The following is a 24,454-nucleotide window of genomic DNA, read 5'->3' as shown; positions in this document are numbered from 1 at the left end:
GCGTCAGAAGCCGTCGCAATTTTCCGCGAGCGCCGCTTGCGAACTGGCGGTGATGCGGTTGCCGGTGACGGCAAACGTCTCCTGCATCAGCATGTCGTTGTTGGGAAAATCATAACAGGCAATGACCGTGGTGACGCCGGCTTCGCTCTTTTCGATGCGATGCCGGATAGCGGCGCCGGCCACCGCACCCTTCCATTCGTCGATCGAGGCGATGAATTCCTGCTTCGACTGCACGACGCCGAGATCGTCGAGTTTCATGCGGACATCGTCGGCGAGCAGATCCGACAATTCGGTGCGGTCGGCAACCAGCAGCGCCGAATACCAGCGGTGGATGATGGCGCCGTCATCGGCGCGGGCAGGGGTGAGCGCGAGCGTCAGCGCCGACATGGCGAAGGCAATCACACGCCAAACCCGCATTCCCCGCCTCATCTCATCTGACCATGGTCTTATCCGAAAACCTGTGTCCACTTTTCGGGATCATGGTTTACCCCAAATCCGGCCGCTCGAAATCGCCGGTGTCCTTGTTCATCACCCAGAGCTCGCCGGTCGAAATGTCGAACCAGGCGCCGTGCAGGGCGAGCCGGCCCTTGCCTTCGAGAATGGAGACGCAAGGGAAAGTCCTGAGATTGGCGATCGAATAGCGGATGGAGATGCGCTCCAGCGCAGTCTGCCGTTCCGTCGCCGTCATGAAGGTGCTGGACGACACGGTTTCGGCCGCCGGCGCAATCAGGCTCATCCATTTGCCGATGAAGTCGCCGGGCGACAGCGGCGCCGAATTGGGGTCGAGCGCGGCGCGGATGCCGCCGCAGCGGCCATGGCCCATAACCACGATGTTTTTCACCTTGAGGCTCTGCACGGCGAATTCGAGCGCGGCCGAGGTCGAGTGGAACTCGCCGTCGGGCGCGTAAGGCGGCACCAGATTGCCGACATTGCGCAACACGAAGAGTTCGCCGGGGCCGGCGTCGAAGATCGCCTCGGGCGCCGAGCGCGAGTCGCAACAGGCAACGATCATGGTTTCCGGGGCCTGGCCTTCACGGGCGAGGTCGCGATAGCGTCCGCTCTCGCTGAGATAGCGGCCGTTCATGAAGTTGCGATAGCCGGCGAGAAGGTGTTCGGGGAGATGGGGCATGGAGCCTTTCCGGGTTGGTGGCGGCCGCTCTTTCTCAGTTTAGAAAGCCTCTAACGGCAAATGCCCGTCGCGGGCAATGCCGAATTGCGGATGGCTTCGTCGCAAATCGCCATGCGGCATGCATGGCTCGCGGCTTGCCTCAGGCCCAGATGGCGACGGGAATGCCGAAACGATCGGCAAGCGGGGGGTCGGGAAACGGCCGTGCCGCGCCGGTCGCGATGCGGCCGGCGATCAACATCATCGCCGCCGCATCGAGAAAGTCGTCGCTGGCCGCGCCTCTTGGCGGCGGCTGATCCAGAAAGCTTCGCTCATAGCCATGCCGGCAGAGCAGCGCCTTGCGCTCTTCCATCCCAGCCGGATTGATGGCGCCCTTGATTTTCTTCGGCAGCGTCATCGGTTTTTCGCCATTCAGCCGGGAGAAGGCGACTTCCGGGTGCGATTCGAAGACGCGGCTGCGCAGTTCTGGGCGCGCGAGGAGCAGCGCGTCGATCTCGCGGATTTTGTCAAAAATGCCGAAAGCCTGGATCGAGACGCCACGCGGCGGGTCGGAGGTCGCCTTGGCGATTTCACTGGCGCGGCGATGCGCTTCGTACCAGGCCTCTACCGTGGTGAAGTCGTTCGTATCGGCGTAAAGGGCGGCGCGCGAGGGAATGGCAAAGACACTGGATTGCCTCGCTCCGAGCTGCGGCCGAACCAGCGCTTCCGGTCCGCGCCCGCCTTTCTGCGAAAAATCCGGCAGGCCGATCGGCATGTCGACGGCAATCACCGCATCGGCCGGCAAGGCGTCGAGCAGGGCTGCAAAGCTCCGAAAGACAGTCACCGACGGCGAAACGCTTGGCCCTCGATGGACGGCGATCCAGCCCGCCTTGCAACCGTCGACGCCAGCCAGCGGACCGGAGATCACGCCCGGCGGTCCCGCCCCGGATGTGTGAGATGACGCAGCTGAACCATCGCCATCGGGTGCGACAGGCTCTGGGCATCGGTTTCCAGCTGCAATTCGTCGCCACCGCGTTTGGCCGTGCGCGCCAGGATCTCGTAGACCGCGGCCGTGGTCGACTGCAGCGCCTTGATCGGCGGCTGTCCCGACAGGATGCGGGCGAGGTAGACGGCCGCCGTCAGGTCGCCCAGCCCGTTCGGCGGCTTGTCGATCAGGCGATGTTCGGCCAGCAGCGCCTGGCTGGCGTCTAGCAGCAGATTGCCGGTGCCGCCGGTCATCATCGACGGCGCCGACGTCACCAGCATGGTTCTTGGGCCGGCATGGAGGGCGGCTGCAATGACCGATTTCAGATCGGGCAAAGGAGCGCCCGCCATCCACTCCAGCTCGTAGCGGTTGGGTGTGGCAATGTCGGCGATCGGCATCAGCCGGTCGCGCATGGCCGCAGCCGTCGGCTCTGGCACATAGAGCCCGCCGGAATCGCCCATCACCGGGTCGCATATATAGACCGCGTCAGGCGTCTTCGCCTTGACCGTGGCAACCAGCGAGGCGACGGCCTCGGCCTGGCCAGCCTCGCCGAGATAGCCCGACAGCACGGCGCCGACCTCGCCTAGCCAGGGCGCTCGTTCGAGATCGGCCATCAGCGCCTTGAACTGGTCGAGCGGCGGCACGATGCGCGTTGCCCTTCCATGGCCGGGGTGCCAGGGCAGGATGATTGTCGGCACCGCCCACACCGGAAAGCCCAGCGTCTCCAGCGCAAACACGGCGGCGCGGTTGCCGACCGAGCCGCGGGCGACATGGCTGGAAATGACGATGACCGCGCGCGGCGCGTCGGCTTTTTCGCTGTTCATGAAATTCCTAGCTGCCCCGGGAAACGTAGTACACGAGCCAGATCAAAAGGCCGAGGGCGACGATGAGCCCAAGCGTGCGGCCGATGCGGGTGCCCCAGACCTCGATCGGATCGGAGCGATCGGCCTCGGCGGCGGTGACATGATCTCGCGCGCCTTTCGCGGCGCGCGCGATGAACGACGTACCGCCGAGGCCACCCTCGTTCGCCACGCGCTCGATGATGCGACGCGATTCGCTGTCTTCGTCGCGGCGGTCCGCCATGATCCAGTCCTGTTTGCCGGCGACCATATCGTGTTCGTGCGGGCAATCACAGGGCCTCGGGGGCGCATGAGTGCGCGCCAGCCGCAGACATTTTCTTGAGCGCGGATTGTGCTAGATCAGAGTGGAGCATGATCTTTAGGACAAAACGGTTCCCGTTTGTCCGTGAAAATCGGTTCCCACTTTTCGGGATCATGCTCTAAAGCTTCGTATGCAACTTCTGTCGAGGGACCACACCATGTTTGCCCAGCGCCTTGCTTCACCGTTCCCCTTCCGCAGCCTGCCGGCCGTGTTGATGATGGCCATCGTGCTGCCGCTGCTTGCCGGCTGCGGCTACAACACCATCCCGACAGCGGAGGAAAACGCCAAGGCGGCCTGGAGCGAGGTGCTGAACCAGTATCAGCGCCGCTCCGATCTGATCCCCAACCTGGTCGAGACGGTCAAGGGCTATGCGGCGCATGAAAAGGATACGCTCGACGCGGTGGTCGAAGCGCGCGCCAAGGCGACGCAGATCACGGTAACGCCGGAAACCCTGAAGGATCCCGAAGCCCTCAAGAAGTTCCAGGATGCCCAGGCTGGGCTGACGAGCGCGCTGTCGCGGCTGATCGCGGTGTCCGAGGCCTATCCCGATCTCAAGGCCAACCAGAACTTCCTGGCGCTGCAGGCGCAGCTCGAAGGCACCGAGAACCGCATTGCGGTGGCGCGGCGCGACTACATCCTGGCCGTCAAGGACTACAATCTGACACTGAGGACCTTCCCCTCGGTGCTGTGGGCAACCTTCTGGTTCCGTAGCAACGAGCCCTTCGCCAACTTCACAGTCGAAGAAGACAAGATGCAGCCGCCGAAGGTCGATTTCGGAACGAAGCAGGGCGGGTAAGCGATCGGTTGGCAAGCTTGGTCATTTTCGGCCTTGTATTCCGTCACACCCCCCTCCGTCCTGCCGGACATCTCCCCCGCAAGGGGGGAGATTGGCAGCTTCGTGGCCGGACATCTCTTTCAAACGGTGAAAATTGGCGAAAGCACAGATGACGTTCGATCTCCCCTCTTGCGGGGGAGATGGCCGGCAGGCCAGAGGGGGGTGGGACGGAACGCCTACCTAGCTTTCCTTGGCATACTTCTCTGCTTCCTCTTCCCACTCTGCGCCTTCGCCGCCGATCTGCCAGCGCTAACGGGCCGCGTCGTCGACAATGCCGGCATCATCGACGCAGGAACCAAAGCTGCGCTGACGCAAAAGCTCGCCGACTTCGAGGCAAAAGGCTCGGACCAGATCGTCGTTGCCACGATCCCAAGCCTCGATGGCGAGGAGATCGAACCCTATGCCAATCGGCTGTTCCGCTTCTGGAAGCTGGGCCAGGCCAAGGAAAACAACGGCGTGCTGCTGCTGGTGGCGCCGAACGACCGCAAGATGCGCATCGAGGTCGGCTATGGTCTGGAAGGCACGCTGACCGACCTGCACACCAGGCTGATCATCGAAAACGACATGGTGCCGGCGTTCCGCGCCGGCGATTTCTCCGGTGGTATTTCCAAAGCCGTCGACGACATGGTGATGGTGCTGGAAGGCAATCCGGAGGAACTGGAGGCGCGCGGCAAGCGCAACGAACAGCCGCCGGTCGACATGGACAATCTGTTCTTTGGTGTCTTCATCAGCATCTGGGCAATCATTTTCTTCGGCAGCATGGCGGCCTCCATCCTGCCGCCGATCTTCGGCAAGAAACTTGGTCCCGGCCGCTACCGTTGGCTGGGCATGACTTTCGAGCCGCACAAGCGGTCATCCAGCGGCGGCTGGTCTTCGGGGGGCGGCGGCTGGTCGTCGGGCTCAAGCGGTGGCGGCGGCTTTTCCGGCGGTGGCGGTTCGTCCGGCGGCGGCGGCTCCTCGGGAAGCTGGTGACGAGATGACCGCACGCATCATCAATTCCCGGCATGGCCGCCTCGTCACAATGACGGGCGCTGTTTTGCTGGGGCTGGCGGTTTTGCTTGTCGACTTTGCCGCCATGGCTGCGGAGTTGCCCGCACTCACCGGTCGGGTGGTCGACAATGCCGACATCATCGATGCCGCGACGGAGGCGGCACTGACGCAGAAGTTGACCGATTTTGAGACCAAAGGCTCCGACCAGATCGTCGTCGCCACGGTTCCCAGCCTCGACGGCGAGGAGATCGAACCTTACGCCACCCGGCTGTTCAACTTCTGGCAGCTCGGCCAGGCCGGCAAGAACAACGGCGTGCTTCTGCTGGTGGCCAGGAACGATCGCAAGATGCGCATCGAGGTCGGCTATGGGCTGGAGGACACGTTAACCAACCTGCACGCCACACGGATCATTGAAGACGACATGGTGCCGGCCTTTCGTGCCGGCGATTTCTCCGGCGGCATTTCCAAAGCGGTCGACGACATGATCACGGTGCTTGGGGACAGTCATGGTGGTTGAGGGCGATGCGGGTGCACTGGAGGCGGTGACGATATGATGACGCGGATCATCAGCCCCGCCAGCCTTGGCCGTCTCACCGGTGTGTTGTTCGCCCTGGCGATTTTGGTCTTCGGGTTCGCGGCGCTGGCCGCGGAGTTGCCGGCGCTCACCGGCCGCGTCGTCGACAATGCCGGCATCATCGATGCCGCGACCAAGGCAGCACTGACCCAGAAACTGGCGGATTTCGAGACAAAAGGCTCCGATCAGATCGTCGTCGCGACCATCATCAGCCTCGACGGCGAGGAGATCGAACCTTACGCCAACCGGCTGTTCCGCTTCTGGAACCTCGGGCAGGCGGGCGAGAACAACGGCGTGCTTCTGCTGGTGGCCAAGAACGACCGCAAGATGCGCATAGAGGTCGGCTATGGGCTGGAAGGCACGCTGACCGACCTGCACACAAGACTGATCATCGAAAACGACATGGTACCGGCTTTCCGCGCCGGCGATTTCTCCGGCGGCATTTCCAAAGCCGTCGACGACATGGTCATGGTGCTGGAAGGCAATCCCGAAGAGCTCGAGGCGCGCGGCAAGAGCAATCCGGCCGACCACAGCGCACCGATAGACCCCATCGTGGCGATCTTCCTGATCCTGTGGGCGACGATGTTCCTCGGCGGTCTGGCGATGGCCTTCCTGCCGCCGATCTTCGGCACCAAGCTGTCGCCGGGCGTGTATCAATGGCTGGGCATGACCTTTCGCTATGGCCAGGGACCGAGCGGGTCGTCGTCGGGTTCAAGCGGCTGGACGACGAGTTCGTCGTCGGGCAGTGGATGGTCATCAGGAAGCTCCGGCAGCAGCTGGTCGTCGGGCTCGAGTGGCGGCGGCGGGTTTTCAGGTGGCGGCGGGTCGTCCGGCGGCGGCGGGTCTTCAGGGAGCTGGTGAAAAGAATGGCAACACGACCGATCAGCCCGCAGGACCACGAGCGCATCGCGGCCGCGATCCGCGCCGCCGAATCGAAAACCGACGGTGAGATATATTGCGTCGTCGCGCATGCCAGCGACGGCTACTTCTTTCCCGCCGCCTTCATGGCGACATTGGGCATGCTGATCGTCAGCCTCGCCGTCGCCTATGGGCTGGAGGCCTGGTGGCTGTCGATCCGGCTGCCGCAGTTCGTCCTCGCCGAGCTGCTGGCACTGGCGTCGGTGCTGGTGCTCTTGTGGGCGCTGCCGGCCTTGCGTATCCATCTGGTGCCGCGCCGGCAGCGTTATCAGGCAGCCCATGACAATGCGCTCAGGCAGTTCCTCGCCCGCAATGTCCACCGCACCACGGCGCGCACCGGCGTGCTGGTCTTCGTGTCGATCGCAGAGCGCTATGCCGAAGTGGTCGCCGACTCCGGCATCAACAGCAAGGTCGGCCAGCATGTCTGGGACGGTGTTATCAGCGACCTGACGCAGCATGCCGGCGACGACCGGCTCGCCGATGGCTTCGTCAAGGCGATCGGGCAGGTCGGCGCGGTGCTGGCCGAGCATTTCCCGGTTACGTCGGGCGACGCCAATGAGCTGGACGATCATCTCGTCGAAATCTGAAAGCCCGCCTGCAAACGCACCTCAGCCGGACGGCTGACGCGGTTTTCTACGCTTCCGGTGCTCACCTACAAAAGTACGCTTCGCTCCGGTTCTCGAAACCCGCGCCATCCGCCTCGGCCGAGCGCGTTTTCAAGCAGGCTTTACCTCGGCGTCACCTACCATGATGGCCTGTGCGAAACGTCAGGTGCGCTCTGACGGGACTCTTGCAAATGGCCGATGCGGGTTTATGGTTAACAAATCATGAATACGCTGAGCATCGACATCAGGAAAGCCGAACCGCGCGACGCCGGCGCCATCGCCGACGTGCATCAGCAGGCCTGGGAGGGCGCCTATTCCGGCATCATCCCGCATCGCTCGCTGACCTCGATGATCAACCGCCGCGGCGCCGACTGGTGGGCGAACGCCATCCGCCGCGCCGCCACCGTGCTGGTGGTCGAAATCGGCGGCACCATTGCCGGCTACGCCACGATCGGCAAGAACCGCGCCCGCGAGCTTCGGCAGCAGGGCGAGATCTATGAGCTTTACCTCCGTCCGGAATATCAGGGCATCGGGCTCGGCAGCCGGCTGTTCAAGGCGGCGCGGGCACGGCTTGCCGACCACGGGCTGAAAGGCATGGTGGTGTGGGCGCTGGAAGACAACCAGAACGCGCTGGCCTTCTATGCCGGCGCTGGCGGCCGCGATGTTGCCGAAGGCGTCGAGGTCTTCGAGCAGAGGGCGCTGAAGAAGGTCGCCTTCGTCTGGGAATGACGGCCCTCGGTTACAAATCATCATAAACTGTGCGCTTCCATAAGCGCTCCGTACCAATCGTCGCATTGCGCCATTGCGCCTCGCCCGCTATCGATCTGGAAAATCGAGAGAGGGATTTGAGCCATGCGCATTGAGGCCATTGCCAGCGGAAAGAACCCGCCTGAGGACGTCAACGTCATCATCGAGGTGCCGATCGGCGGCGAGCCGATCAAATACGAGATGGACAAGGAGGCCGGCACGCTGTTCGTCGACCGCTTCCTGCACACCTCGATGCGCTATCCCGGCAATTACGGCTTCGTGCCGCACACGCTGTCGGGCGATGGCGACCCGATCGACGTTCTGGTCTGCAACACGCGCGCGCTGGTGCCGGGCTGCGTCATCAATGTGCGCCCGATCGGCGTCTTGATCATGGAAGACAATGCCGGCCAGGACGAGAAGATCATCGCCGTGCCGTCGCCGAAGCTGACGCTGCGCTACGAAAACGTCACCGAATACACGCAGCTGCCCGAGATCACCCGTGACCAGGTTCAGCACTTCTTCGAACACTACAAGGATCTGGAGCCCGGCAAATGGGTGAAGATCGAAGGCTGGCACGATTCCAAATACGCCAAGAAGATGATCGTCGACGCGATCGCGCGGGCGAAGGCGGCTAAGTAGCCCGCTCAGTTATCCACCCTGCCAAAGGCCGGGACGTTGCCGATGACGGTGTGCTTGTCCTTGCCGCAGGCAAAGGTCCTTGCCTTTTCGTCGGCCAGCTTGCGCGCCTGGTCATTGGCTTGCGGGTTGCCGGTGGCGAGCACCAGGCCGATTGTGCAGCCGTCGCGGGCATCCATCTGGGCGACCTTGGCGACGAGCAGCACTTCGGTCGGCTTGTTCTCGTCCTCGGGGTTGCTGATCGAGCGGCGGTGGATGACGGGAAGGGAACGACGACGTCGCCCTTGGTCTCGATACGCCACTCGACCTTGGCGCCTGACGAATTGAATCCGGAAAAGCTCTCCCAGACCGTCGTCATGTCGCTGCTGGGCGGGAAGCCGTAAAACAGCGACTCACGGGCGTCGTCATAGGCGATCAGCACGGGAAAGCCCTTATAGCCGGAGCAGGCGAGTTCGGCCCAGTCGCCGTCGCCTTCCTCAGCTTGCGCGTAGGTGGCGCAATCCTTTTGCGAGTCGAGGTCGGTGTAGACGCTGGATATGCCATCGGCATGGGCTGCCTGGCAGAAACCGGCAAGGACAAGCGAGAGCAGAAGAGTGCGCATGGCGGACAACCCGTTTCGAGCTGCCGCAGCGTATCGTCAAATGTTATTTCTTCAAGCTCGCCTCAATCAGCAGGTCCGCGTTGCGGGCGACCGATGCCGCCGGGCCGCCGAGGCCGAACAGCTGGCCGCTGATATAGGCGCCTTCGATCAGGAGCAGCAGGCCGTCGCCCAGTGTGTCAGGGTCCTGCGCACCCATCGCTGCGGCCATGGCGCGCAGGCGGTGGCGCAGCTCCTGCTTGTTGGCTTCGCTGACGACGCGCGCCGGATGGCCGTGTTCGGGATATTCCACCGCCGCGTTGGTCATGCCGCAGCCGCGATAGGCCGGTCTTTGCGTGCGCTTGCCGACGCGGGTCAGGAAAGCCTTGAGCTGTGCGCGCGGGTCGCCGGGATGGGCGGCCACGGCTTCGTCGAAACGCTCCCAATATTCGCGGTCATATTGCCTGAGGTACGAGGCGGCCAGTTCGTCCTTGGAGGGGAAACTGCGGTAGAGGCTGGGCTTTGTGACGCCGGCGCGCCTGACGATCTCATCGACGCCGATCGCCCTTATGCCTTGCCGGTAGAAAAGGTCGTAGGCCACGTCGAGGATCTTGTCCGCTGCCTTCGGGGCCGGCGGTGCCTCGCTGATCGACGCTTCAACATTTTTGTCCGATGACATGCAAACAACCCGCTTGACAATGTTACTGACCGGTACGTATGTAGGCCATCACCTCATTGCAACGTACCGGTCAGTAACATGATAGCTCAATCCCGTCCCTTTGGCCAGCGCTACGCTTTCGTCGTGGTCGGCGTCATCTTCCTCTGCCTGCTGATCGCGGCCGGTCTGCGTTCCGCGCCCTCCGTAATGATGCTGCCGTTGGACAAGAGCTTCGGCTGGGGACGGGATACCGTTTCGATTGCCGCTGCCATCGGCATCTTCCTCTATGGCCTGACCGGACCGTTTGCTGCAGCGCTGATGGAGCGGATCGGTCTGCGCCGTACGCTGCTTGCCTCGCTGATGATCATGTCGGGCTCGACCGCTCTCAGCCTGCTGATGACCGAGCCCTGGCACCTGTTCCTCACCTGGGGCGTGTTTTCCGGTATCGGCTCGGGTGCTGTTGCCACCGTGCTCGGCGCCACCATCGTCAACCGCTGGTTCAAGACCAATCGCGGTCTTGTCATGGGCCTGATGTCAGCCTCCAGCGCCACCGGCTTGCTGGTGTTCCTGCCGCTGCTCGCCTCGCTCGCCCAGTCCGGCGGCTGGCAGCCGGTCGCCATCGCCGTCTCTGTCGCCACCGCCTGTCTGTTGCCGCTGGTCTGGCTGCTGGTGCCGGAGCGTCCGGCTTCGATCGGCATGGTGCGCTATGGCGCCGAGGCCGATGACGTGCCGCCGGTGTCGCCGGCATCGCAAGGCAATTTCCTGGCGCATACGCTCAACACGCTGCGCCGCGCCGCCGGCACCCGCGTCTTCTGGTATCTGTTTGCCACCTTCTTCATCTGCGGTTTCACCACCAATGGGCTGGTCGGCACGCATCTGATCTCCTTCTGCGGCGATATGGGTATCGCCGAGGTGCAGGCTGCCGGCCTCTTGTCGCTGATGGGCATCTTCGACCTGATCGGCACGACGCTGTCGGGCTGGCTCACCGACCGTTTCGACCCGCGCAAGCTGCTCGGCGTCTATTACGGCATTCGCGGCCTGTCGCTGATCTATCTGCCCTATTCCGGCTTCTCCGCGACCAGCCTGATCATCTTTGCGGTGCTTTACGGTCTCGACTGGATCGCCACCGTGCCGCCGACGCTGAGGCTCGCCAACGAAGCCTTCGGCGACCGCAGCGGCCCGCTGGTGTTCGGCTGGATCGTCGCCGGCCACCAGGTCGGTGCGGCAACCGCCGCCGCCTTCGGCGGCACCATGCGCGAGCTGCAGGGCAATTACGAACTGGCCTTCCTGATCGCCGGCATGACCGCGATCATCGCAGCCTGTATCTCGCTGCTGATCAATACCAGCAGGCCGGCGTTCGAGCCGGAGCCGCAGGCGGCTTAGAGCTGGTCTTCCCCTTCTCCCCTTGTGGGAGAAGGTGTCGCCGAAGGCGACGGATGAGGGGTGTTCCAGGGAACGCAGACGTCTCACTCCGCTGGAACACCCCTCTTCCGTCTCGGCGCTACGCGCCGATCCACCTTCCCCCACAAGGGGGGAAGGAAGAGGTTGGTTGTTATCAAACCTTCATCATCCCGAGATGCTCCTGAAACATTGACGCCGGAGTTTGGCGGCTTCGTTCAAGCCATCAGGAGACAGCCATGAACAAGATCTCGTTGACCCGCCGCGCCTTCGTCACATCAGCGAGTGCGGCCGGTCTGCTCGGCGCATCGGGCCTCGCTTTGCCCTATTATTCGCGCGCCAGCCAGCGCCCGGCCTTCACCCATGGCGTCCAGTCCGGCGATGTCGATGCCTCGAGCGGCATGGTGTGGACGCGCACGGACCGTCCGTCGCGCGTCATGTTCGAAGTGTCGTCGACGGAGAATTTCGCCAATGCCACCCGGTTGGCGCCGCTCGACACCTCGCCGGCCAGCGATTTTACGGTCAAGCGGCTGCTCACCGACCTCGCTTCCGACCAGGACATTTTCTACCGCATGACGGCCGCCGATCTCTCGGACATCAATGTCGTCTCCGAGCCGATCGTCGGGCGCTTCCGCACCGCGCCCGCCTCGAAGCGCGACATCAAATTCGCCTGGTCGGGCGACACGGCCGGCCAGGGCTGGGGCATCGACGAGACCGGCATGAAGACCTACGCCACCATCGCCAAGCATACGCCCGACTTCTTCCTGCATTCCGGCGACACGATCTATGCCGATGGCGCCATGAAGGATGAGGTTGACCTGCCGGGCGGCGGCAAATGGAAGAACGTCGTGCTCATCGACGGCAAGCGCAAGGTCGCCGAGACGCTGGACGAGTACCGCGACCAGTGGAAATACAACATGATGGACAAGAACGTCCTCGCCTTGAGCGCCATCTGCCCGACCTTCTACCAGTGGGACGACCACGAAGTGCTGAACAACTGGTCGGATTCGAAGAATCTGAGCGCCGACAGCCGCTACACCGAAAAATCCATCCATGTGCTGGCGGCCCGTGCGGCGCGCGCCTTCCATGAGATGACGACGATCCGCTACGAGCCGTCGGAACCCGGCCGCGTCTATCGCAAGATATCTCACGGGCCGCTGCTCGACGTGTTTTTCCTCGACATGCGTTCCTATCGCGGCCCCAACGGACCTGACATGCAGGATACCATGACGCCGGAGTCCCGCATGCTCGGCGAACAGCAGACCAAATGGCTGAAGCGCGAGCTGGCCAACTCCAAGGCGACCTGGAAGATCATCGCCGCCGACATGCCGCTTGGCCTCGTCGTCTGGGACGACGGCACCAAGAAGGTCGGTGCGGAAGCCGTCAGCAATGGCGACAATGGTCTGCCGAAGGGCCGCGAGCTCGAGATCGCCGACCTGTTGCGCTACATCAAGAACGCCGGCATTACCAACACGGTGTGGCTGACGGCCGACGTGCATTACACAGCCGCGCATTACTACAACCCCGACAAGGCGCAGTTCCAGGATTTCAATCCGTTCTGGGAATTCGTCTCCGGCCCGATCCATGCCGGTACGTTCGGCCCCAACGATTTCGACATGACCTTCGGGCCGGAGCTGAAATTCATCAAGGCGCCGATCGCCGAACAGGGCCAGAACCTGCCGCCATCGGCCGGCCTGCAGTTCTTCGGATTGGTGGATATTTCAGGCGCTACCGAGCAGCTGACGGTGCGGCTGATGGATCGTGACGACAATGAGCTCTACAAGGTGACGCTGGACCCGGTGCGGTCGGCTTAGGCTGACTTTGATCTTCCCCCTTGAGGGGGAGATGGCCGCGAAGCGGTCAGAGGGGGTCGGTTCGACAGGGCTCAACCTTCAATCGCAGCGCAGGAGGTCGGCGCTTCACGCGATACAACCCCCTCTGTCGCCTTCGGCGACATCTCCCCCTCAAGGGGGGAGAGGGGGCAGCGCCCCTCAATCCGGATAGCAAACCGTCGGAATTTTCGGCCAAACCGCACTGTCGCAGCCGGCTAGCTGCTGCCTCTGCTTGAAAGACGCGCTGACCGGGCCGGTCACCACGGGGTCGACGCCGTCTGGGGCGTCGGCAAACATCTGTTCGGCCGTCTGGTCGGATGACGAAGCGGGATTGGCTTCCTTCAACGTCGCGGCCGATTGGGCGGCATTGGCGGCCAGCAGGCCAGCGAATGCGACCGAAGCGATGAGTGGCCAAAATCGGTTGAGTTTGTCGGTCATGAATTTCGAACTGCCCGGGCCCTGAAAGGTTCCCGCCTTGGTTAACAAAACCATCTCACACCGAGATGCTTAAGATTTGATGAGTATTTGGTGATGCGCCTCCTCTTTCGCAATTGCGAAAAACCCTGTATGAGCCGCGCAACCGAAAGAGGCGGCGCCTTTTGGCCTGCTGCCTGCAACGCTCCCGAGACCACAACATGAAAATTCGTAATATCGCGATCATCGCGCACGTCGACCATGGAAAGACCACCCTTGTCGACCAGCTTCTGAAGCAATCCGGGTCCTTCCGCGACAACCAGCGCGTCGCCGAACGCGCCATGGATTCCAACGACCTCGAAAAGGAACGCGGTATCACCATCCTGGCCAAGGCGACCTCGGTCGACTGGAAGGATACCCGCATCAACATCGTCGACACGCCCGGACACGCCGATTTCGGCGGCGAGGTCGAGCGCATCCTGTCGATGGTGGATTCGGCCATCGTGCTGGTCGACGCCGCCGAAGGCCCGATGCCGCAGACCAAGTTCGTTGTCGGCAAGGCGCTCAAGGTCGGCCTGAAGCCGATCGTCGTCATCAACAAGATCGACCGCCCGGACGCCCGCCATGTCGAGGTGGTCAACGAGGTGTTCGACCTGTTTGCAGCCCTCGACGCCACCGACGAGCAGCTCGATTTCCCGATCCTCTATGGTTCGGGCCGTGATGGCTGGGTCTCGGAAAACCCCGAGGGCCCGAAGGACCAGCAGCTTTCGCCGCTGTTCGACCTCGTCATCAAGCATGTGCCGGAGCCGACGGTTCATCCCGGCCCGTTCCGCATGATCGGCACCATTCTGGAAGCCAACCCCTTCCTCGGCCGCATCATCACCGGCCGCATCGAATCGGGTTCGCTGAAGTCCAACCAGGCGGTCAAGGTTCTGCACCATGACGGCACCCAGATCGAAACCGGCCGCGTCTCCAAGATCCTCGCTTTCCGCGGCCTCGAGCGCCAGCCGATCGACGAAGCCCAGGCGGGTGACATCGTCGCCATTGCCGGCCTGTCCAAGGGCACCGTTGCCGACACCTTCTGCGACCCGTCGGTGACTGAGCCGCTGCATGCGCAGCCGATCGATCCACCGACCGTGACCATGTCGTTCCTGGTCAATGATTCCCCGCTCGCCGGCACCGAAGGCGACAAGGTGACTAGCCGCGTCATCCGCGACCGCCTGCTGCGCGAAGCCGAAGGTAATGTCGCGCTGAGGATCGAGGAATCGCCGGACAAGGATTCGTTCTTCGTCTCCGGCCGCGGCGAATTGCAGCTGGCCGTGCTGATCGAGACGATGCGCCGCGAAGGCTTTGAAATCGCCGTGTCGCGTCCGCGCGTCGTCATGCAGAAGGGCGAGAACGGCGAATTGCTCGAGCCGGTCGAAGAAGTCGTCATCGACGTCGACGAAGAGCATGCCGGCGTCGTCGTGCAGAAAATGTCGGAGCGCAAGGCCGAGATGGTCGAGCTGCGCCCCTCCGGCGGTAACCGCCAGCGCATCGTCTTCCACGCGCCGACGCGAGGCCTGATCGGCTACCAGTCGGAACTGTTGACCGACACGCGCGGCACCGCCGTGATGAACCGACTGTTCCATGCTTATGAACCCTACAAGGGGGAACTGCCCGGCCGCACCAATGGCGTGCTGATCTCCAACGAGCAGGGCGAGTCCGTCGCCTATGCCATGTGGAACCTGGAAGATCGCGGCCCGATGGTCATCGATCCGGGCGTCAAGGTCTATCAGGGCATGATCATCGGCATCCATAGCCGTGACAACGACCTCGAAGTGAACGTGCTGAAGGGCAAGAAGCTGACCAACATCCGCGCCGCCGGCAAGGACGAGGCGGTGAAGCTGACGCCGCCGATCCGCATGACGCTGGAGCGCGCGCTGGCCTGGATCCAGGATGACGAGCTGGTCGAGGTGACGCCGAAAACCATCCGGTTGAGAAAACTCTATCTCGATCCGAACGAGCGCAAGCGGTTCGAGAAGTCGGCCAAGGTGGTCGGCGCGGCATGATCGCCTGATTGTCTGGATTTAAGAGGGGAGAGGCACCGGTGCTTCTCCCCTCTTTTCATTCACCCACGGCAGCCGAGATAATGGCTCTGCGATCCGGTTCGCCGGTCAGGTCGATGCGGATGGTCGTTCCCTCACGAGCTGGCTTGCGCAAAGCCTTGGCCCCTTCCTGATCATCAACCACCAGCAGTCGCTTCCCCTCCAGTGCCTGGAGTCGCGATCGCGAGATGCCGAGCTCGCCGGCGAGCAGCCGGTCGAGCCGCAGCGATGTCGGCAATTCCAGCCCAAGCCTGAGTTCCAACGCGGTCGCGCTATCGCCATTGTCGCCGAGCCTCTGTTTGTGAACGACGACGTCGGAGAATTCCTCGACGCGACCCACCCGGCTGCGCAGTGCGACAACATCGAAGGCATGGCGGCGCGCTAGGGCCGGATCGTTGCTTTCAAGGGCTGCCAGCAGCGTTGGTTCGATGTCGCGGCGGTTGCAACGTTCGAAAACGCCGAAATTCCACGAATTGTCGCAGTCGATGCAGCGGTAGATCAGCCAGACATCGATGCGCTTGCCATTGGCGTTGACGCGGAATTTGTCGCTGCAGCGATAGGCTTTCAAAGTGCCGCAGCGGCTGCAGTTTATGAGAGGTCGAGGTGCGATTTCGGGTGCAATTGCCCAGTGGATGCGCAGAGTGCCGGACATGCCGATAAGCCCTTCCCGTCGGGAAGTTCATCAGGTCGGCGATGTCGAGATGCCCATGCGGGCGCGGCGTGGCGAGAGGCTGCGGTTTTCTGAAAGTCAGGTGTCACAGGCGCAAGGCCACGCGACGGCGGTTCAGCAATGCCAAACCGGTCTCGAACCGCCGCCCGAGGAACACATGAAAATGAAGCAGGCTCCGCTGATGCGACGCCCTGCCAGGTGTAATCAGGGGGGTTGGCGAGACCGGCGGTTACTGAGGCAAAATGAAGCTCGAAATGGATGTCGGGACGGCTCTTCTACAGCAATTCCAGGAAAAGTGTGAAACGGTTTTCCGTCCGGAATTGCGAAAACAGGGCAACAGGGCGGCAGACAGACAAGCCTCGCGGTTTGCCTAATTGAACGCGATTTGCACCTTCATCGACTGGGTGCGGTCGCCGGCAATCTCGAAAGCCGCAACCGCCTCGTTCATCGGATAGATGCCGGTCAGCAGAGGTTTGACGTCGACGCGACGGTTGTTGATCAGATCAACGGCCAGCGCGAACTCATCGTGGAAGCGGAAGGAGCCGCGCATCTCGATTTCCTTGGCGACGATGAGATTCTGCGGCAGCGACATATCGCCGCCAAGGCCGAGCTGGACAAGCACGCCGCGCGGCTTCAGCACGTCTAGCCCCGCCCGCACCGCGCGTTCGTTGCCCGAGCATTCGAACATGACGTCGAAGCTGCCCTTTTCTATGTTGTAGGCGGCAAGGCTGGCGCCGTCGGTGGCGACATTGATGGTGCGGTCGGCGCCGACCTCCCGGGCCTTGACCAGCACGGCATACATGACATCGGTGGCGACGATCTCGCGCGCGCCGTGGACGCGCGCGGCAAGGATGCACAGCGCGCCGATCGGCCCGCTGCCGGTGACCAGCACCCGCTTGCCGAGCAGCGAGCCGGCGCGGTTCATGGCGTGCAGCGTCACCGCGAAGGGCTCGGCAAAGGCGGCTTCGTTGATGGAGACATGGTCGGCTATCTTGTGGCACTGCCAGGCCTCGGCGACGAGACGCTGGCGGAAGGCGCCCTGTATGTGCGGCATCGGCATGGCGCTGCCATAGAAGCGCATGCTGAGGCATTGGTTCTGCATGCCTTGCAGGCAGTAGCGGCAGGCATTGCAGGGCCGGCTGGGCGAAATCGCGACGCGATCGCCGACGGCGAGGCTTGAGACGCCCGCACCAAGCGCCTTCACCGTGCCGGCAACCTCATGTCCCAGGATCATCGGCTCGCGCAGGCGGACCACGCCAAAGCCGCCATGGTTGTAATAGTGCAGATCCGAGCCGCAGATACCGCCGGCTTCGACTGAAATCTCGACCTGTCCGCCGCCAGGCGTGCCTGGATCGGTCTCTTCGATGCGAAGGTCCTTTGCCGCGTGAATGACGATCGATTTCATGGCGGCGATCCTTTCTCAAACCAGCGGTGTCAGCAAGGTCCGGCCGCTGAAATCGTCGCGCGTGCTGGCCCATCAAGCTCAAGGGTGCCAAATCGCTATCGATCGGATATTCTTTGCCGCCCAACGCTCGAAGGCTCCGCCATGCACCTCACCTCGCTCCTGATCTTCGCCGCCGCTTTGTTCGTCGCTGCCGGTTCGCCCGGCCCATCGATCGCGGCGCTGGTTGCCCGTGTCATCTCGAAAGGGTTTCGCGATGTGTTCCCATTCCTGCTCGCTATGTGGATCGGCGAGGGCATCTGGCTGTCGCTGGCGGTGTTCGGGCTGGCTGTCGTGGCGCAGACCTTTCACTTTGCCTTCGTCGTAGTGAAATGGGTTGGTGTCGCCTATCTCGCTTACCTCGCCTGGAGGATGTGGACCGCGCCGGTCGAGGCCAGGGAAGGCGATATGCCGCGTGAAGATTCGGCGACAAAGCTGTTCTTTGCCGGCATGGCGGTGACACTCGGCAATCCCAAGATCATGATGTTCTATCTGGCGTTGCTGCCGACCATCATCGATCTGGCTTCGGTCAGCATTGTCGGCTGGGTCGAGCTGACGGCGACGATGGCGGTGGTGCTGATCGCCATCGATCTCGCCTGGGTGCTGGCGGCTTCGCAGGCGCGCAAGCTGCTGAAGAGCAAGCGGGCGATGAAGATCGCCAACCGCATCAGCGCCGGCACCATGGCCGGCGCTGCCGCGGCCATCGCGGCGCGGTCATAGGGCATGACCCCAAACCGAAGGATCGCATCAGCGAAAGGCGGGATCTTTTTTTGCTTCGATGACTTTGGTAGATCGCGTCACATCATTTCGATGATCGGCGCGATCTCGACACTGAACGCCGGGTCCATCAGGATCGGGCAACCCTTCGCCTTGGCGACGGCATCGTCGATGTCCTTCGCTTCGACGATCGTGTAACCGGCGGTCGGACTGCTGCCACCATTGTTCTCGACCTTGCCGCCGGGCAGCACCATCTTCGACTTGCCGACCGGATTGCCGCCGTCGACGACGGCCGAGCCAAGCTTGCCGTACCAGCCGGTCCAGGCATCCATCGAGGCTTTCCGCTCGGCCTCGTCGGTCGGCATCTTGCCGGAGCCATGATAGACATAGAGAAATTTCGCCATGTTCTCCTCCCTAGGTGAGCGGCCCGAACCGGCACGCGGTCATGCCGCCTGCCGATCATCGGACCAAACGGGCAAACAAGCAACGAGAATGAGGGATAGCTGATATAGGGCGGCCGCCGCGCCTCACCGCGCCATGGCGTGGTATTCGTCGTTCGGCCGCATGTCTATTGCCGCCGCCACCCGGTTCGACATGTTGAAGAAAGCGGCAGTCGAGGCGATGTCCCAGATGTCGCGGTTGGTGAAGCCGGCGTTGCGCAGCGCTGCCCGGTCAGCCTCGACGATCTTTGCCGGCGCTTCGGTCAGCTTGACGGCGAACTCCAGCATCGCCGTCTGCTTCGGTGGAAGATTGGCGGCGCGGAAATTCATCACCATCATTTCGCCGAAGGCCGGGTCGCCGGACAGCTGCCGCACCGCCGCGCCATGCGCGGTCAGGCAGTAATAGCAATGGTTGATCGAGGAGACGACCACCGCGATCATTTCACGCTCCAGCTTCGACAGGCCGGATTCGCCCAGCATCAGATCGTTGTAGGTATCGGTAAAGGCGCGCAGCTTTTTCTCGTCGAAGGCATAGGCAAGAAGGACATTGGGCACCAGGCCGAGCTTTTCCTCGCATTTGGCGAAATAGGCTTTTGTCGCCTCGCTGAGCTCCGCAATGCCGAGGTCAAGCGCGCTGATCTTGCCGGACATGGGGTCTTCCTCCTCGTTCTCTACGGCCTGGCCGCCGAATTCCGATAATTTTTAGCGAGCCGTCAAACCTTTGTCGCCAAACGGCGGTCATCTGCTACCATAGTCGTAAAAGCATGTGACGGGAGGACATCATGGCGAGCGTGAAATCCGCAGCTAAGCCGAAGAAAAAAGCCAGTGCAGCGGCGAAGCCCGACGAGAAGTCGGCCGGTCTCGCCGACTATCTGCTGGCACGCGCGCCGGCGGAAGACATTGCCGCCTATGACGCCGCCGACCTTCAGCGCGCCGCGGATCTGGCCGGGCGGGCGGTCGCCGTCCACAAGAAGGGCCAGAGCGTCGTCGCCGTCGATGCCGAGTCGGGCGTCTCCCGCGAGGGCCGGCCGATGACGGTCATCACCGTCGTCAACGACAACATGCCGTTCCTGTTCGATTCGATCCTTGGCGAGATCACCGAGACCGCCGGCGAGCCGACTTTGGTCACCCATCCGGTCATCGTGGTGCGCCACGGCAAGGCCGGCGTCGACGAGATTCTCGGCGACGGCAGCGTCATCAAGGACGACAGCACCCACGACCGGCTGAGCGTCGTCCATGTCCACATCCCGCGCCTGACGGCGGAGCAGGCGAACGCGCTCGCTGATCGCTTGCGCAAGATGCTCAGCCAGGTCCGCGCCGCGGTCAGCGACTGGAAGCCGATGCTCGCCCGCCTCGACCAGGCGATCTCCGAGTTTCGCTATTCCGCCATGCCGCTCGACAAGAAGAGCGTCGCCGAGGCGATCGCCTTCCTGGAATGGCTGCGCGACGACAATTTCACCTTCCTCGGCATGCGCGAGTTCAAATACTCCGGCGGCGCGGAGAGCGGCAATCTGGAGCGCGCCGACAAGCCCGGCCTCGGCATCCTCTCCGACCCCGATGTCCTGGTGCTCAGGCGCGGCACCGAAGCGGTGACGACGACGCCGGAAATCCGCGCTTTCCTGCACGGGCCGGAGCCGCTGATCGTCACCAAGGCCAACGCCAAGTCGCTGGTGCACCGCCGCATCTATCTCGATTATATCGGCGTCAAGACCTACACCGCCAAGGGCACATTGTCGGGCGAATTGCGCATCGTCGGCCTGTTCACCTCGACCGCCTACACGCGCTCGGTGATGAAGATCCCGTATCTGAGGTCAAAGGCCGAAACCATCATCGCCAAGTCGGGCTTCGACCGCCACGACCATTCCGGCAAGGCGCTGATCAATGTCCTGGAGAGCTATCCGCGCGACGAACTGTTCCAGGTCCCGGTGCCGATCCTGAAGAAGCACGCCGCGGCCATTCTCGGCCTGGTCGAACGGCCGCGCGTCCGAGCCCTGGTGCGTGTCGACCAGTTCGACCGCTTTGTCTCCATCCTCGTCTTCGTGCCGCGCGACCGCTACGACAGCGTCGTGCGCGAGAAGGTCGGCACCTACCTCAAGACAGTGTTCGAAGGCCGTTTGTCGGCTTACTATCCGGCCTTCCCGGAAGGCGGGCTGGCGCGCGTGCATTTCATCATCGGCCGCTCCGGTGGCAAGACGCCGAAAGTCGAGCAGGGGACCGTCGAAGCGGCGATCCGCGACATCGTGCGCACCTGGGACGATGCGCTGGCCGATGCGGCTGAGGCCGGCGGCAGCGATCAGGCGTTGAAGGCTATCGCCGCGCGGTTTCCTGAGAGCTACCGCGATTCCTTCAGCGCGAGCGTGGCGCTGGCCGATGCCGGGCGCATCGCCAAAATCAGCGCCGCCAATCCGATCGCCATCGATTATTATCGCCATGGCGAGCAGAAACCGCATCAGGCGGCATTGAAGATCTATCATCACGGCAGCCCGGTGGCGTTGTCCAGACGGGTGCCGGTGCTGGAAAACATCGGCTTCCGCGTCATCAGCGAGCGGACGTTCGAGGTTGACGAGGACAGCGGCGACACCGTCTTCGTCCACGACATGGAGCTGGAGAACAGCTACGGCAAGCCGATCGACCTCACCGATGGCGGCGCGCTGTTCGAGGACGCGTTCCTGTCGGTGTGGCGCGGCGATATCGACAATGACAGCTATAACGGCCTTGCCCAGACCGCGGGCCTGTGGTCGGGCGAAGTCACCATCCTGCGCGCCTATGGCCGCTATCTGCAGCAGGCCGGCATTCCGCAGAGCCAGGATTTCATTGCCGCCGCGCTCAACCGCTATCCCGACATTGCGCGCGGGCTTCATGCGCTGTTCGTCGCCCGCCTCGGCCCGACGGCCGGGACCGAAGGCGTCGTCGCCGCCAAGCACCTTAAGGCCAAGATCAAGGATGCCTTGGAAGAGGTGCCGAATATCGACGACGACACCATCATCCGCCGCTACCTCAATCTGATCGAATCGTCGCTGCGCACCAATCATTTCGTCACCGAAACGAAGGCGAGAGGCCAATCGCTGGCGATCAAGCTGGACTCACAAGCGGTCGAAGGCCTGCCGGCGCCGCGACCATGGCGCGAGATCTTCGTCTACGGTTCCGAGGTCGAGGGCGTGCATCTGCGCTTCGGTCCGGTGGCGCGCGGCGGCCTGCGCTGGTCGGACCGCGCCCAGGATTATCGCACCGAGGTACTCGGCCTAGTCAAGGCGCAGCAGGTCAAGAACGCGGTCATCGTGCCGGTCGGCGCCAAAGGCGGCTTCTTCCCCAAGCGCCTGCCCGCAGGCGGCAGCCGTGACGCGATCTTCGAGGCCGGCACTTCGGCCTACAAGAACTTCGTTTCCAGCCTGCTGTCGATCACCGACAATATCGGCCTTGATGGCGTCATCCCACCGGCCGGCGTCGTGCGCCGCGATCCGGACGATCCCTATTTCGTCGTCGCGGCAGACAAGGGCACGGCGACCTTCTCCGACACCGCCAACGCTATCTCGGAGAAGCACGGCTTCTGGCTAGACGACGCCTTCGCCAGCGGCGGCTCGGCCGGCTACGACCACAAGAAGATGGGCATCACCGCCAAGGGCGCCTGGGAAGCGGTCAAGCGGCATTTCCGCGAGATCAACCGCGACATCCAGACCGCGCCCTTCACAGTCGTCGGCGTCGGCGACATGTCGGGGGACGTGTTCGGCAACGGCATGCTGTTGTCGCCGCAGACCAGGCTGATCGCCGCCTTCGACCATCGCGACATCTTCATCGATCCCGATCCGGACAGGGTGGCTTCGATGGCCGAGCGCGAGCGCATGTTCGCGCTGCCGCGCTCGTCCTGGCAGGACTACGACAAGACCAAACTGTCGGAAGGCGGCGTCATCGTCTCGCGCAGCCAGAAGTCGATCACGCTGCCGCCGGCGGCAGCCGCCGCGATCGGCCTCGCCAAGACCACAGCGACCCCGGTCGAGATCATGACCGCCATCCTCAAGGCGAATGTCGACCTTCTGTGGTTCGGCGGCATCGGCACTTATTTGAGGGCCTCGGGCGAAACCAACGCCGATGTCGGCGACCGCGCCAACGACGCCATCCGCATCACCGCGCTCGATGTCCGGGCGAAAGTGATCGGCGAGGGCGCCAATCTCGGCGTGACGCAGCGCGCCCGCATCGAGTTCGGGCTTGCCGGCGGCCGCTGCAATTCCGACGCCATCGACAATTCGGGCGGCGTCAACTGCTCCGACGTCGAGGTCAATATCAAGATCGCGCTGGCGTCCGCCATGCGCAAGGGATCATTGACCCGGCCGGCGCGCAACAAGCTGCTCGCCGAGATGACCGACGAGGTCAGCGGGCTGGTGCTGTCCAACAATTACGAACAGACGCTGGCGCTTTCCATCGCCCGCAAGCGTGGCCTCGCCGACATCGCGCATCAGAGCCGCTTCATGACGGCGCTGGAGGCGCGCGGCCTGCTCGACCGCGCTGTCGAAACGCTGCCGTCGCCGGCCGCCCTTGCCGAACGCGAGGCGCGCGGCGAGCCGCTGACCCGGGCCGAGCTCGGCGTGCTGCTCGCCTATGCCAAGATCGTGTTGTTTTCCGACATCGTCGCCAGCAACGTGCCGGACGATGCGCATTTCGACAGCGACCTGATGGGCTATTTCCCCGACCGGATGGCGAAGAAATATGCCTCGGAAATCCATGACCATCGTTTGCGCCGCGAGATTATCGCCCGCGTCGTCGCCAACGATCTGGTCAATCGCGGCGGTCCGTCCTTCGTCAACCGGCTGCAGGAAGCCACCGGCCGAACCGCCGCCGACGTGGTCCGCACCTTCGCCGTGGTGCGCGATGGCTTCGCGCTGCCGGCGCTCTACCGCGAGATCGACGCGCTGGACAGCCAGATCGATGGTCAGGCGCAGCTCGACCTCTATCAGTCCGTCAGCCGGCTTATCTTTGTGACCAGTGGCTGGTACCTGAAGAACGATGCCGGCACCGCAGCGCTCGGCCAGCGCATCGCCGAACTGCAGGAGGCGCGCAAGGCGCTGGAGCCGAAGCTTGTCTCGCTGCTGCCGGCGTTCTCGCGCGAGCGCGTCGAGGAGCGGCGGCACGGCCTGTTCAAGGCCGGCGCGCCGGAAAAGCTCGCCGGGCAGCTGGCAATGGCCGATCTGGCGGAACTGATCCCCGACATCGCGTTGACGGCGCGCACAGCCAATGCCGACATCGTTGCTGCAGCCAGAGCGTTCTTCGCCGTCAGCGATGCCTTCCGCATTCCCCGCGTTGAAGAGGCAGCGCGTTCGATCACGCCGTCGGACTATTACGACCAGCTGGCGCTTTCGCGCGCCACCGACACGATCGGCGCTGCCCGGCGTGGCATCGCGGTGGCCGCGCTCACCGGCCATGCCGGGACGGCTGACCCGGTGGCGGCATGGCTGGAGGCCGGCGGCGAGCGCGTGGCGCGCATCCGCGAACGCCTGCAGGCGCTGACCGAGGGCGGCGACATCACCGTCTCGCGGCTGTCGGTCGCGTCGGGGCTGATGAGCGATCTGACCGGGATGTGAGCTTCAAAAGCTTGGATTCCTCGCCCCCGCGAAAAGCGGGGGAGAGGTGGCCGCGAAGCGGCCGGAGAGAGGGCCCTCGTAGGGCTGAGCC

Annotated in this window: 22 protein-coding genes and 2 pseudogenes; 12 read left to right on the top strand and 12 right to left on the bottom strand. The window is 63.5% G+C overall.

Annotated features, from left to right (window positions below):
• Window positions 1–3 precede the first annotated feature (3 nt).
• The 5 genes from ACWGTI_RS22395 to ACWGTI_RS22375 form a co-directional block, all read right to left on the bottom strand.
• Complete coding sequence (locus ACWGTI_RS22395; RefSeq protein WP_454589116.1) at window positions 4–417, bottom strand: nuclear transport factor 2 family protein; 414 nt, start codon at window positions 415–417, stop codon at window positions 4–6.
• Between the two features lie 67 nt (window positions 418–484).
• A complete protein-coding gene (locus tag ACWGTI_RS22390; RefSeq protein ID WP_454577633.1) occupies window positions 485–1,129 on the bottom strand; it encodes a carbonic anhydrase in 645 nt (214 codons plus the stop codon).
• Window positions 1,130–1,268: 139 nt separating this feature from the next.
• Window positions 1,269–2,033: a DUF429 domain-containing protein gene (locus tag ACWGTI_RS22385; RefSeq protein ID WP_454589115.1), complete on the bottom strand. Its 765-nt coding sequence runs from the start codon at window positions 2,031–2,033 to the stop codon at window positions 1,269–1,271.
• A complete protein-coding gene (gene pdxY / locus ACWGTI_RS22380; RefSeq protein ID WP_454589114.1) occupies window positions 2,030–2,914 on the bottom strand; it encodes a pyridoxal kinase PdxY in 885 nt (294 codons plus the stop codon). Before pdxY ends, ACWGTI_RS22385 begins: the two co-directional genes overlap by 4 nt.
• 7 nt (window positions 2,915–2,921) lie before the next feature.
• Complete coding sequence (locus tag ACWGTI_RS22375) at window positions 2,922–3,173, bottom strand: hypothetical protein (protein WP_454589160.1); 252 nt, start codon at window positions 3,171–3,173, stop codon at window positions 2,922–2,924.
• A gap of 235 nt (window positions 3,174–3,408) precedes the next feature.
• Between ACWGTI_RS22375 and ACWGTI_RS22370 the strand changes: the two genes are divergently transcribed.
• From ACWGTI_RS22370 to ppa, 7 genes and pseudogenes are all read left to right on the top strand, one after another.
• Complete coding sequence (locus ACWGTI_RS22370) at window positions 3,409–4,047, top strand: LemA family protein (RefSeq protein ID WP_454577630.1); 639 nt, start codon at window positions 3,409–3,411, stop codon at window positions 4,045–4,047.
• Window positions 4,048–4,248: 201 nt separating this feature from the next.
• Entirely contained in the window at window positions 4,249–5,058 is an 810-nt protein-coding gene (locus ACWGTI_RS22365; protein ID WP_454589113.1) for a TPM domain-containing protein, read from the top strand.
• Window positions 5,059–5,107: 49 nt separating this feature from the next.
• Window positions 5,108–5,572, top strand: a pseudogene (locus ACWGTI_RS22360) (TPM domain-containing protein); the annotation flags it as partial.
• Window positions 5,573–5,629: 57 nt separating this feature from the next.
• Window positions 5,630–6,511, top strand: coding sequence for a TPM domain-containing protein (locus tag ACWGTI_RS22355; RefSeq protein ID WP_454589159.1), 882 nt, complete (start codon window positions 5,630–5,632; stop codon window positions 6,509–6,511).
• Window positions 6,512–6,516: 5 nt separating this feature from the next.
• Window positions 6,517–7,155, top strand: a complete 639-nt coding sequence (locus ACWGTI_RS22350; protein WP_454589112.1) for a TPM domain-containing protein — start codon at window positions 6,517–6,519, stop codon at window positions 7,153–7,155.
• A gap of 240 nt (window positions 7,156–7,395) precedes the next feature.
• Window positions 7,396–7,902: a GNAT family N-acetyltransferase gene (locus ACWGTI_RS22345; RefSeq protein ID WP_181062087.1), complete on the top strand. Its 507-nt coding sequence runs from the start codon at window positions 7,396–7,398 to the stop codon at window positions 7,900–7,902.
• Window positions 7,903–8,025: 123 nt separating this feature from the next.
• Window positions 8,026–8,559, top strand: coding sequence for an inorganic diphosphatase (gene ppa, locus ACWGTI_RS22340; protein ID WP_454577626.1), 534 nt, complete (start codon window positions 8,026–8,028; stop codon window positions 8,557–8,559).
• 5 nt (window positions 8,560–8,564) lie between these two features.
• Here ppa and ACWGTI_RS22335 read toward each other — a convergent pair.
• Together ACWGTI_RS22335 and ACWGTI_RS22330 are read right to left on the bottom strand one after the other, a co-directional pair.
• A pseudogene (locus ACWGTI_RS22335) lies at window positions 8,565–9,157 on the bottom strand (hypothetical protein).
• A 43-nt stretch (window positions 9,158–9,200) separates the two neighbouring features.
• Window positions 9,201–9,812 carry a TetR/AcrR family transcriptional regulator gene (locus ACWGTI_RS22330; protein ID WP_454589111.1) on the bottom strand — a complete coding sequence of 204 codons (612 nt, stop codon included), beginning with the start codon at window positions 9,810–9,812 and terminating at the stop codon, window positions 9,201–9,203.
• A 78-nt stretch (window positions 9,813–9,890) separates the two neighbouring features.
• Between ACWGTI_RS22330 and ACWGTI_RS22325 the strand changes: the two genes are divergently transcribed.
• Complete coding sequence (locus ACWGTI_RS22325; RefSeq protein WP_454589110.1) at window positions 9,891–11,174, top strand: MFS transporter; 1,284 nt, start codon at window positions 9,891–9,893, stop codon at window positions 11,172–11,174.
• Between the two features lie 254 nt (window positions 11,175–11,428).
• On the top strand, window positions 11,429–13,003 hold the full coding sequence (locus ACWGTI_RS22320; RefSeq protein WP_454589109.1) for an alkaline phosphatase D family protein: 1,575 nt from the start codon (window positions 11,429–11,431) through the stop codon (window positions 13,001–13,003).
• A 177-nt stretch (window positions 13,004–13,180) separates the two neighbouring features.
• Here ACWGTI_RS22320 and ACWGTI_RS22315 read toward each other — a convergent pair whose 3' ends face one another.
• Entirely contained in the window at window positions 13,181–13,459 is a 279-nt protein-coding gene (locus ACWGTI_RS22315; RefSeq protein WP_454589108.1) for a hypothetical protein, read from the bottom strand.
• A gap of 197 nt (window positions 13,460–13,656) precedes the next feature.
• Between ACWGTI_RS22315 and typA the strand changes: the two genes are divergently transcribed.
• Entirely contained in the window at window positions 13,657–15,486 is a 1,830-nt protein-coding gene (gene typA / locus ACWGTI_RS22310; protein ID WP_454589107.1) for a translational GTPase TypA, read from the top strand.
• A gap of 55 nt (window positions 15,487–15,541) precedes the next feature.
• Here typA and ACWGTI_RS22305 read toward each other — a convergent pair whose 3' ends face one another.
• Window positions 15,542–16,174, bottom strand: a complete 633-nt coding sequence (locus ACWGTI_RS22305) for a DUF1062 domain-containing protein (RefSeq protein WP_454589106.1) — start codon at window positions 16,172–16,174, stop codon at window positions 15,542–15,544.
• 388 nt (window positions 16,175–16,562) lie between these two features.
• Window positions 16,563–17,597 carry an L-idonate 5-dehydrogenase gene (locus ACWGTI_RS22300; RefSeq protein WP_454589105.1) on the bottom strand — a complete coding sequence of 345 codons (1,035 nt, stop codon included), beginning with the start codon at window positions 17,595–17,597 and terminating at the stop codon, window positions 16,563–16,565.
• Window positions 17,598–17,738: 141 nt separating this feature from the next.
• On the opposite strand from ACWGTI_RS22300, the gene ACWGTI_RS22295 reads away from it, so the two are divergent.
• Entirely contained in the window at window positions 17,739–18,353 is a 615-nt protein-coding gene (locus ACWGTI_RS22295; RefSeq protein WP_454589104.1) for a LysE family translocator, read from the top strand.
• Window positions 18,354–18,430: 77 nt separating this feature from the next.
• Here the strand turns inward: ACWGTI_RS22295 and ACWGTI_RS22290 are convergent, their stop codons facing one another.
• Together ACWGTI_RS22290 and ACWGTI_RS22285 are read right to left on the bottom strand one after the other, a co-directional pair.
• The gene (locus tag ACWGTI_RS22290) at window positions 18,431–18,754 is read right to left on the bottom strand and encodes a YciI family protein (RefSeq protein WP_181062078.1); all 324 of its coding nucleotides are present in this window, start codon (window positions 18,752–18,754) and stop codon (window positions 18,431–18,433) included.
• 123 nt (window positions 18,755–18,877) lie between these two features.
• Window positions 18,878–19,441 (bottom strand): peroxidase-related enzyme, encoded by a 564-nt coding sequence (locus ACWGTI_RS22285; RefSeq protein ID WP_454589103.1) that lies wholly within the window; start codon window positions 19,439–19,441, stop codon window positions 18,878–18,880.
• Window positions 19,442–19,572: 131 nt separating this feature from the next.
• Here ACWGTI_RS22285 and ACWGTI_RS22280 point away from each other — a divergent pair, with 131 nt between their 5' ends.
• Window positions 19,573–24,363, top strand: a complete 4,791-nt coding sequence (locus tag ACWGTI_RS22280) for an NAD-glutamate dehydrogenase (RefSeq protein ID WP_454589102.1) — start codon at window positions 19,573–19,575, stop codon at window positions 24,361–24,363.
• Window positions 24,364–24,454: the final 91 nt, after the last annotated feature.

This window comes from Mesorhizobium sp. ArgA1, assembly GCF_053714375.1.
Note: the sequence above shows the minus strand (reverse complement) of the source record. Positions and strands in the feature narration are given on the sequence as shown.

Bases quoted from the DNA above. Each gene is read 5' to 3' on its own strand.
- ACWGTI_RS22395 (WP_454589116.1), bottom strand. From the start codon at position 417: ATGCGGGTTTGGCGTGTGATTGCCTTCGCCATGTCGGCGCTGACGCTC.
- ACWGTI_RS22390 (WP_454577633.1), bottom strand. From the start codon at position 1,129: ATGCCCCATCTCCCCGAACACCTTCTCGCCGGCTATCGCAACTTCATG.
- pdxY (WP_454589114.1), bottom strand. From the start codon at position 2,914: ATGAACAGCGAAAAAGCCGACGCGCCGCGCGCGGTCATCGTCATTTCC.
- ACWGTI_RS22375 (WP_454589160.1), bottom strand. From the start codon at position 3,173: ATGGCGGACCGCCGCGACGAAGACAGCGAATCGCGTCGCATCATCGAG.
- ACWGTI_RS22370 (WP_454577630.1), top strand. From the start codon at position 3,409: ATGTTTGCCCAGCGCCTTGCTTCACCGTTCCCCTTCCGCAGCCTGCCG.
- ACWGTI_RS22355 (WP_454589159.1), top strand. From the start codon at position 5,630: ATGACGCGGATCATCAGCCCCGCCAGCCTTGGCCGTCTCACCGGTGTG.
- ACWGTI_RS22350 (WP_454589112.1), top strand. From the start codon at position 6,517: ATGGCAACACGACCGATCAGCCCGCAGGACCACGAGCGCATCGCGGCC.
- ACWGTI_RS22345 (WP_181062087.1), top strand. From the start codon at position 7,396: ATGAATACGCTGAGCATCGACATCAGGAAAGCCGAACCGCGCGACGCC.
- ppa (WP_454577626.1), top strand. From the start codon at position 8,026: ATGCGCATTGAGGCCATTGCCAGCGGAAAGAACCCGCCTGAGGACGTC.
- ACWGTI_RS22330 (WP_454589111.1), bottom strand. From the start codon at position 9,812: ATGTCATCGGACAAAAATGTTGAAGCGTCGATCAGCGAGGCACCGCCG.
- ACWGTI_RS22325 (WP_454589110.1), top strand. From the start codon at position 9,891: ATGATAGCTCAATCCCGTCCCTTTGGCCAGCGCTACGCTTTCGTCGTG.
- ACWGTI_RS22320 (WP_454589109.1), top strand. From the start codon at position 11,429: ATGAACAAGATCTCGTTGACCCGCCGCGCCTTCGTCACATCAGCGAGT.
- ACWGTI_RS22315 (WP_454589108.1), bottom strand. From the start codon at position 13,459: ATGACCGACAAACTCAACCGATTTTGGCCACTCATCGCTTCGGTCGCA.
- typA (WP_454589107.1), top strand. From the start codon at position 13,657: ATGAAAATTCGTAATATCGCGATCATCGCGCACGTCGACCATGGAAAG.
- ACWGTI_RS22305 (WP_454589106.1), bottom strand. From the start codon at position 16,174: ATGTCCGGCACTCTGCGCATCCACTGGGCAATTGCACCCGAAATCGCA.
- ACWGTI_RS22300 (WP_454589105.1), bottom strand. From the start codon at position 17,597: ATGAAATCGATCGTCATTCACGCGGCAAAGGACCTTCGCATCGAAGAG.
- ACWGTI_RS22295 (WP_454589104.1), top strand. From the start codon at position 17,739: ATGCACCTCACCTCGCTCCTGATCTTCGCCGCCGCTTTGTTCGTCGCT.
- ACWGTI_RS22290 (WP_181062078.1), bottom strand. From the start codon at position 18,754: ATGGCGAAATTTCTCTATGTCTATCATGGCTCCGGCAAGATGCCGACC.
- ACWGTI_RS22285 (WP_454589103.1), bottom strand. From the start codon at position 19,441: ATGTCCGGCAAGATCAGCGCGCTTGACCTCGGCATTGCGGAGCTCAGC.
- ACWGTI_RS22280 (WP_454589102.1), top strand. From the start codon at position 19,573: ATGGCGAGCGTGAAATCCGCAGCTAAGCCGAAGAAAAAAGCCAGTGCA.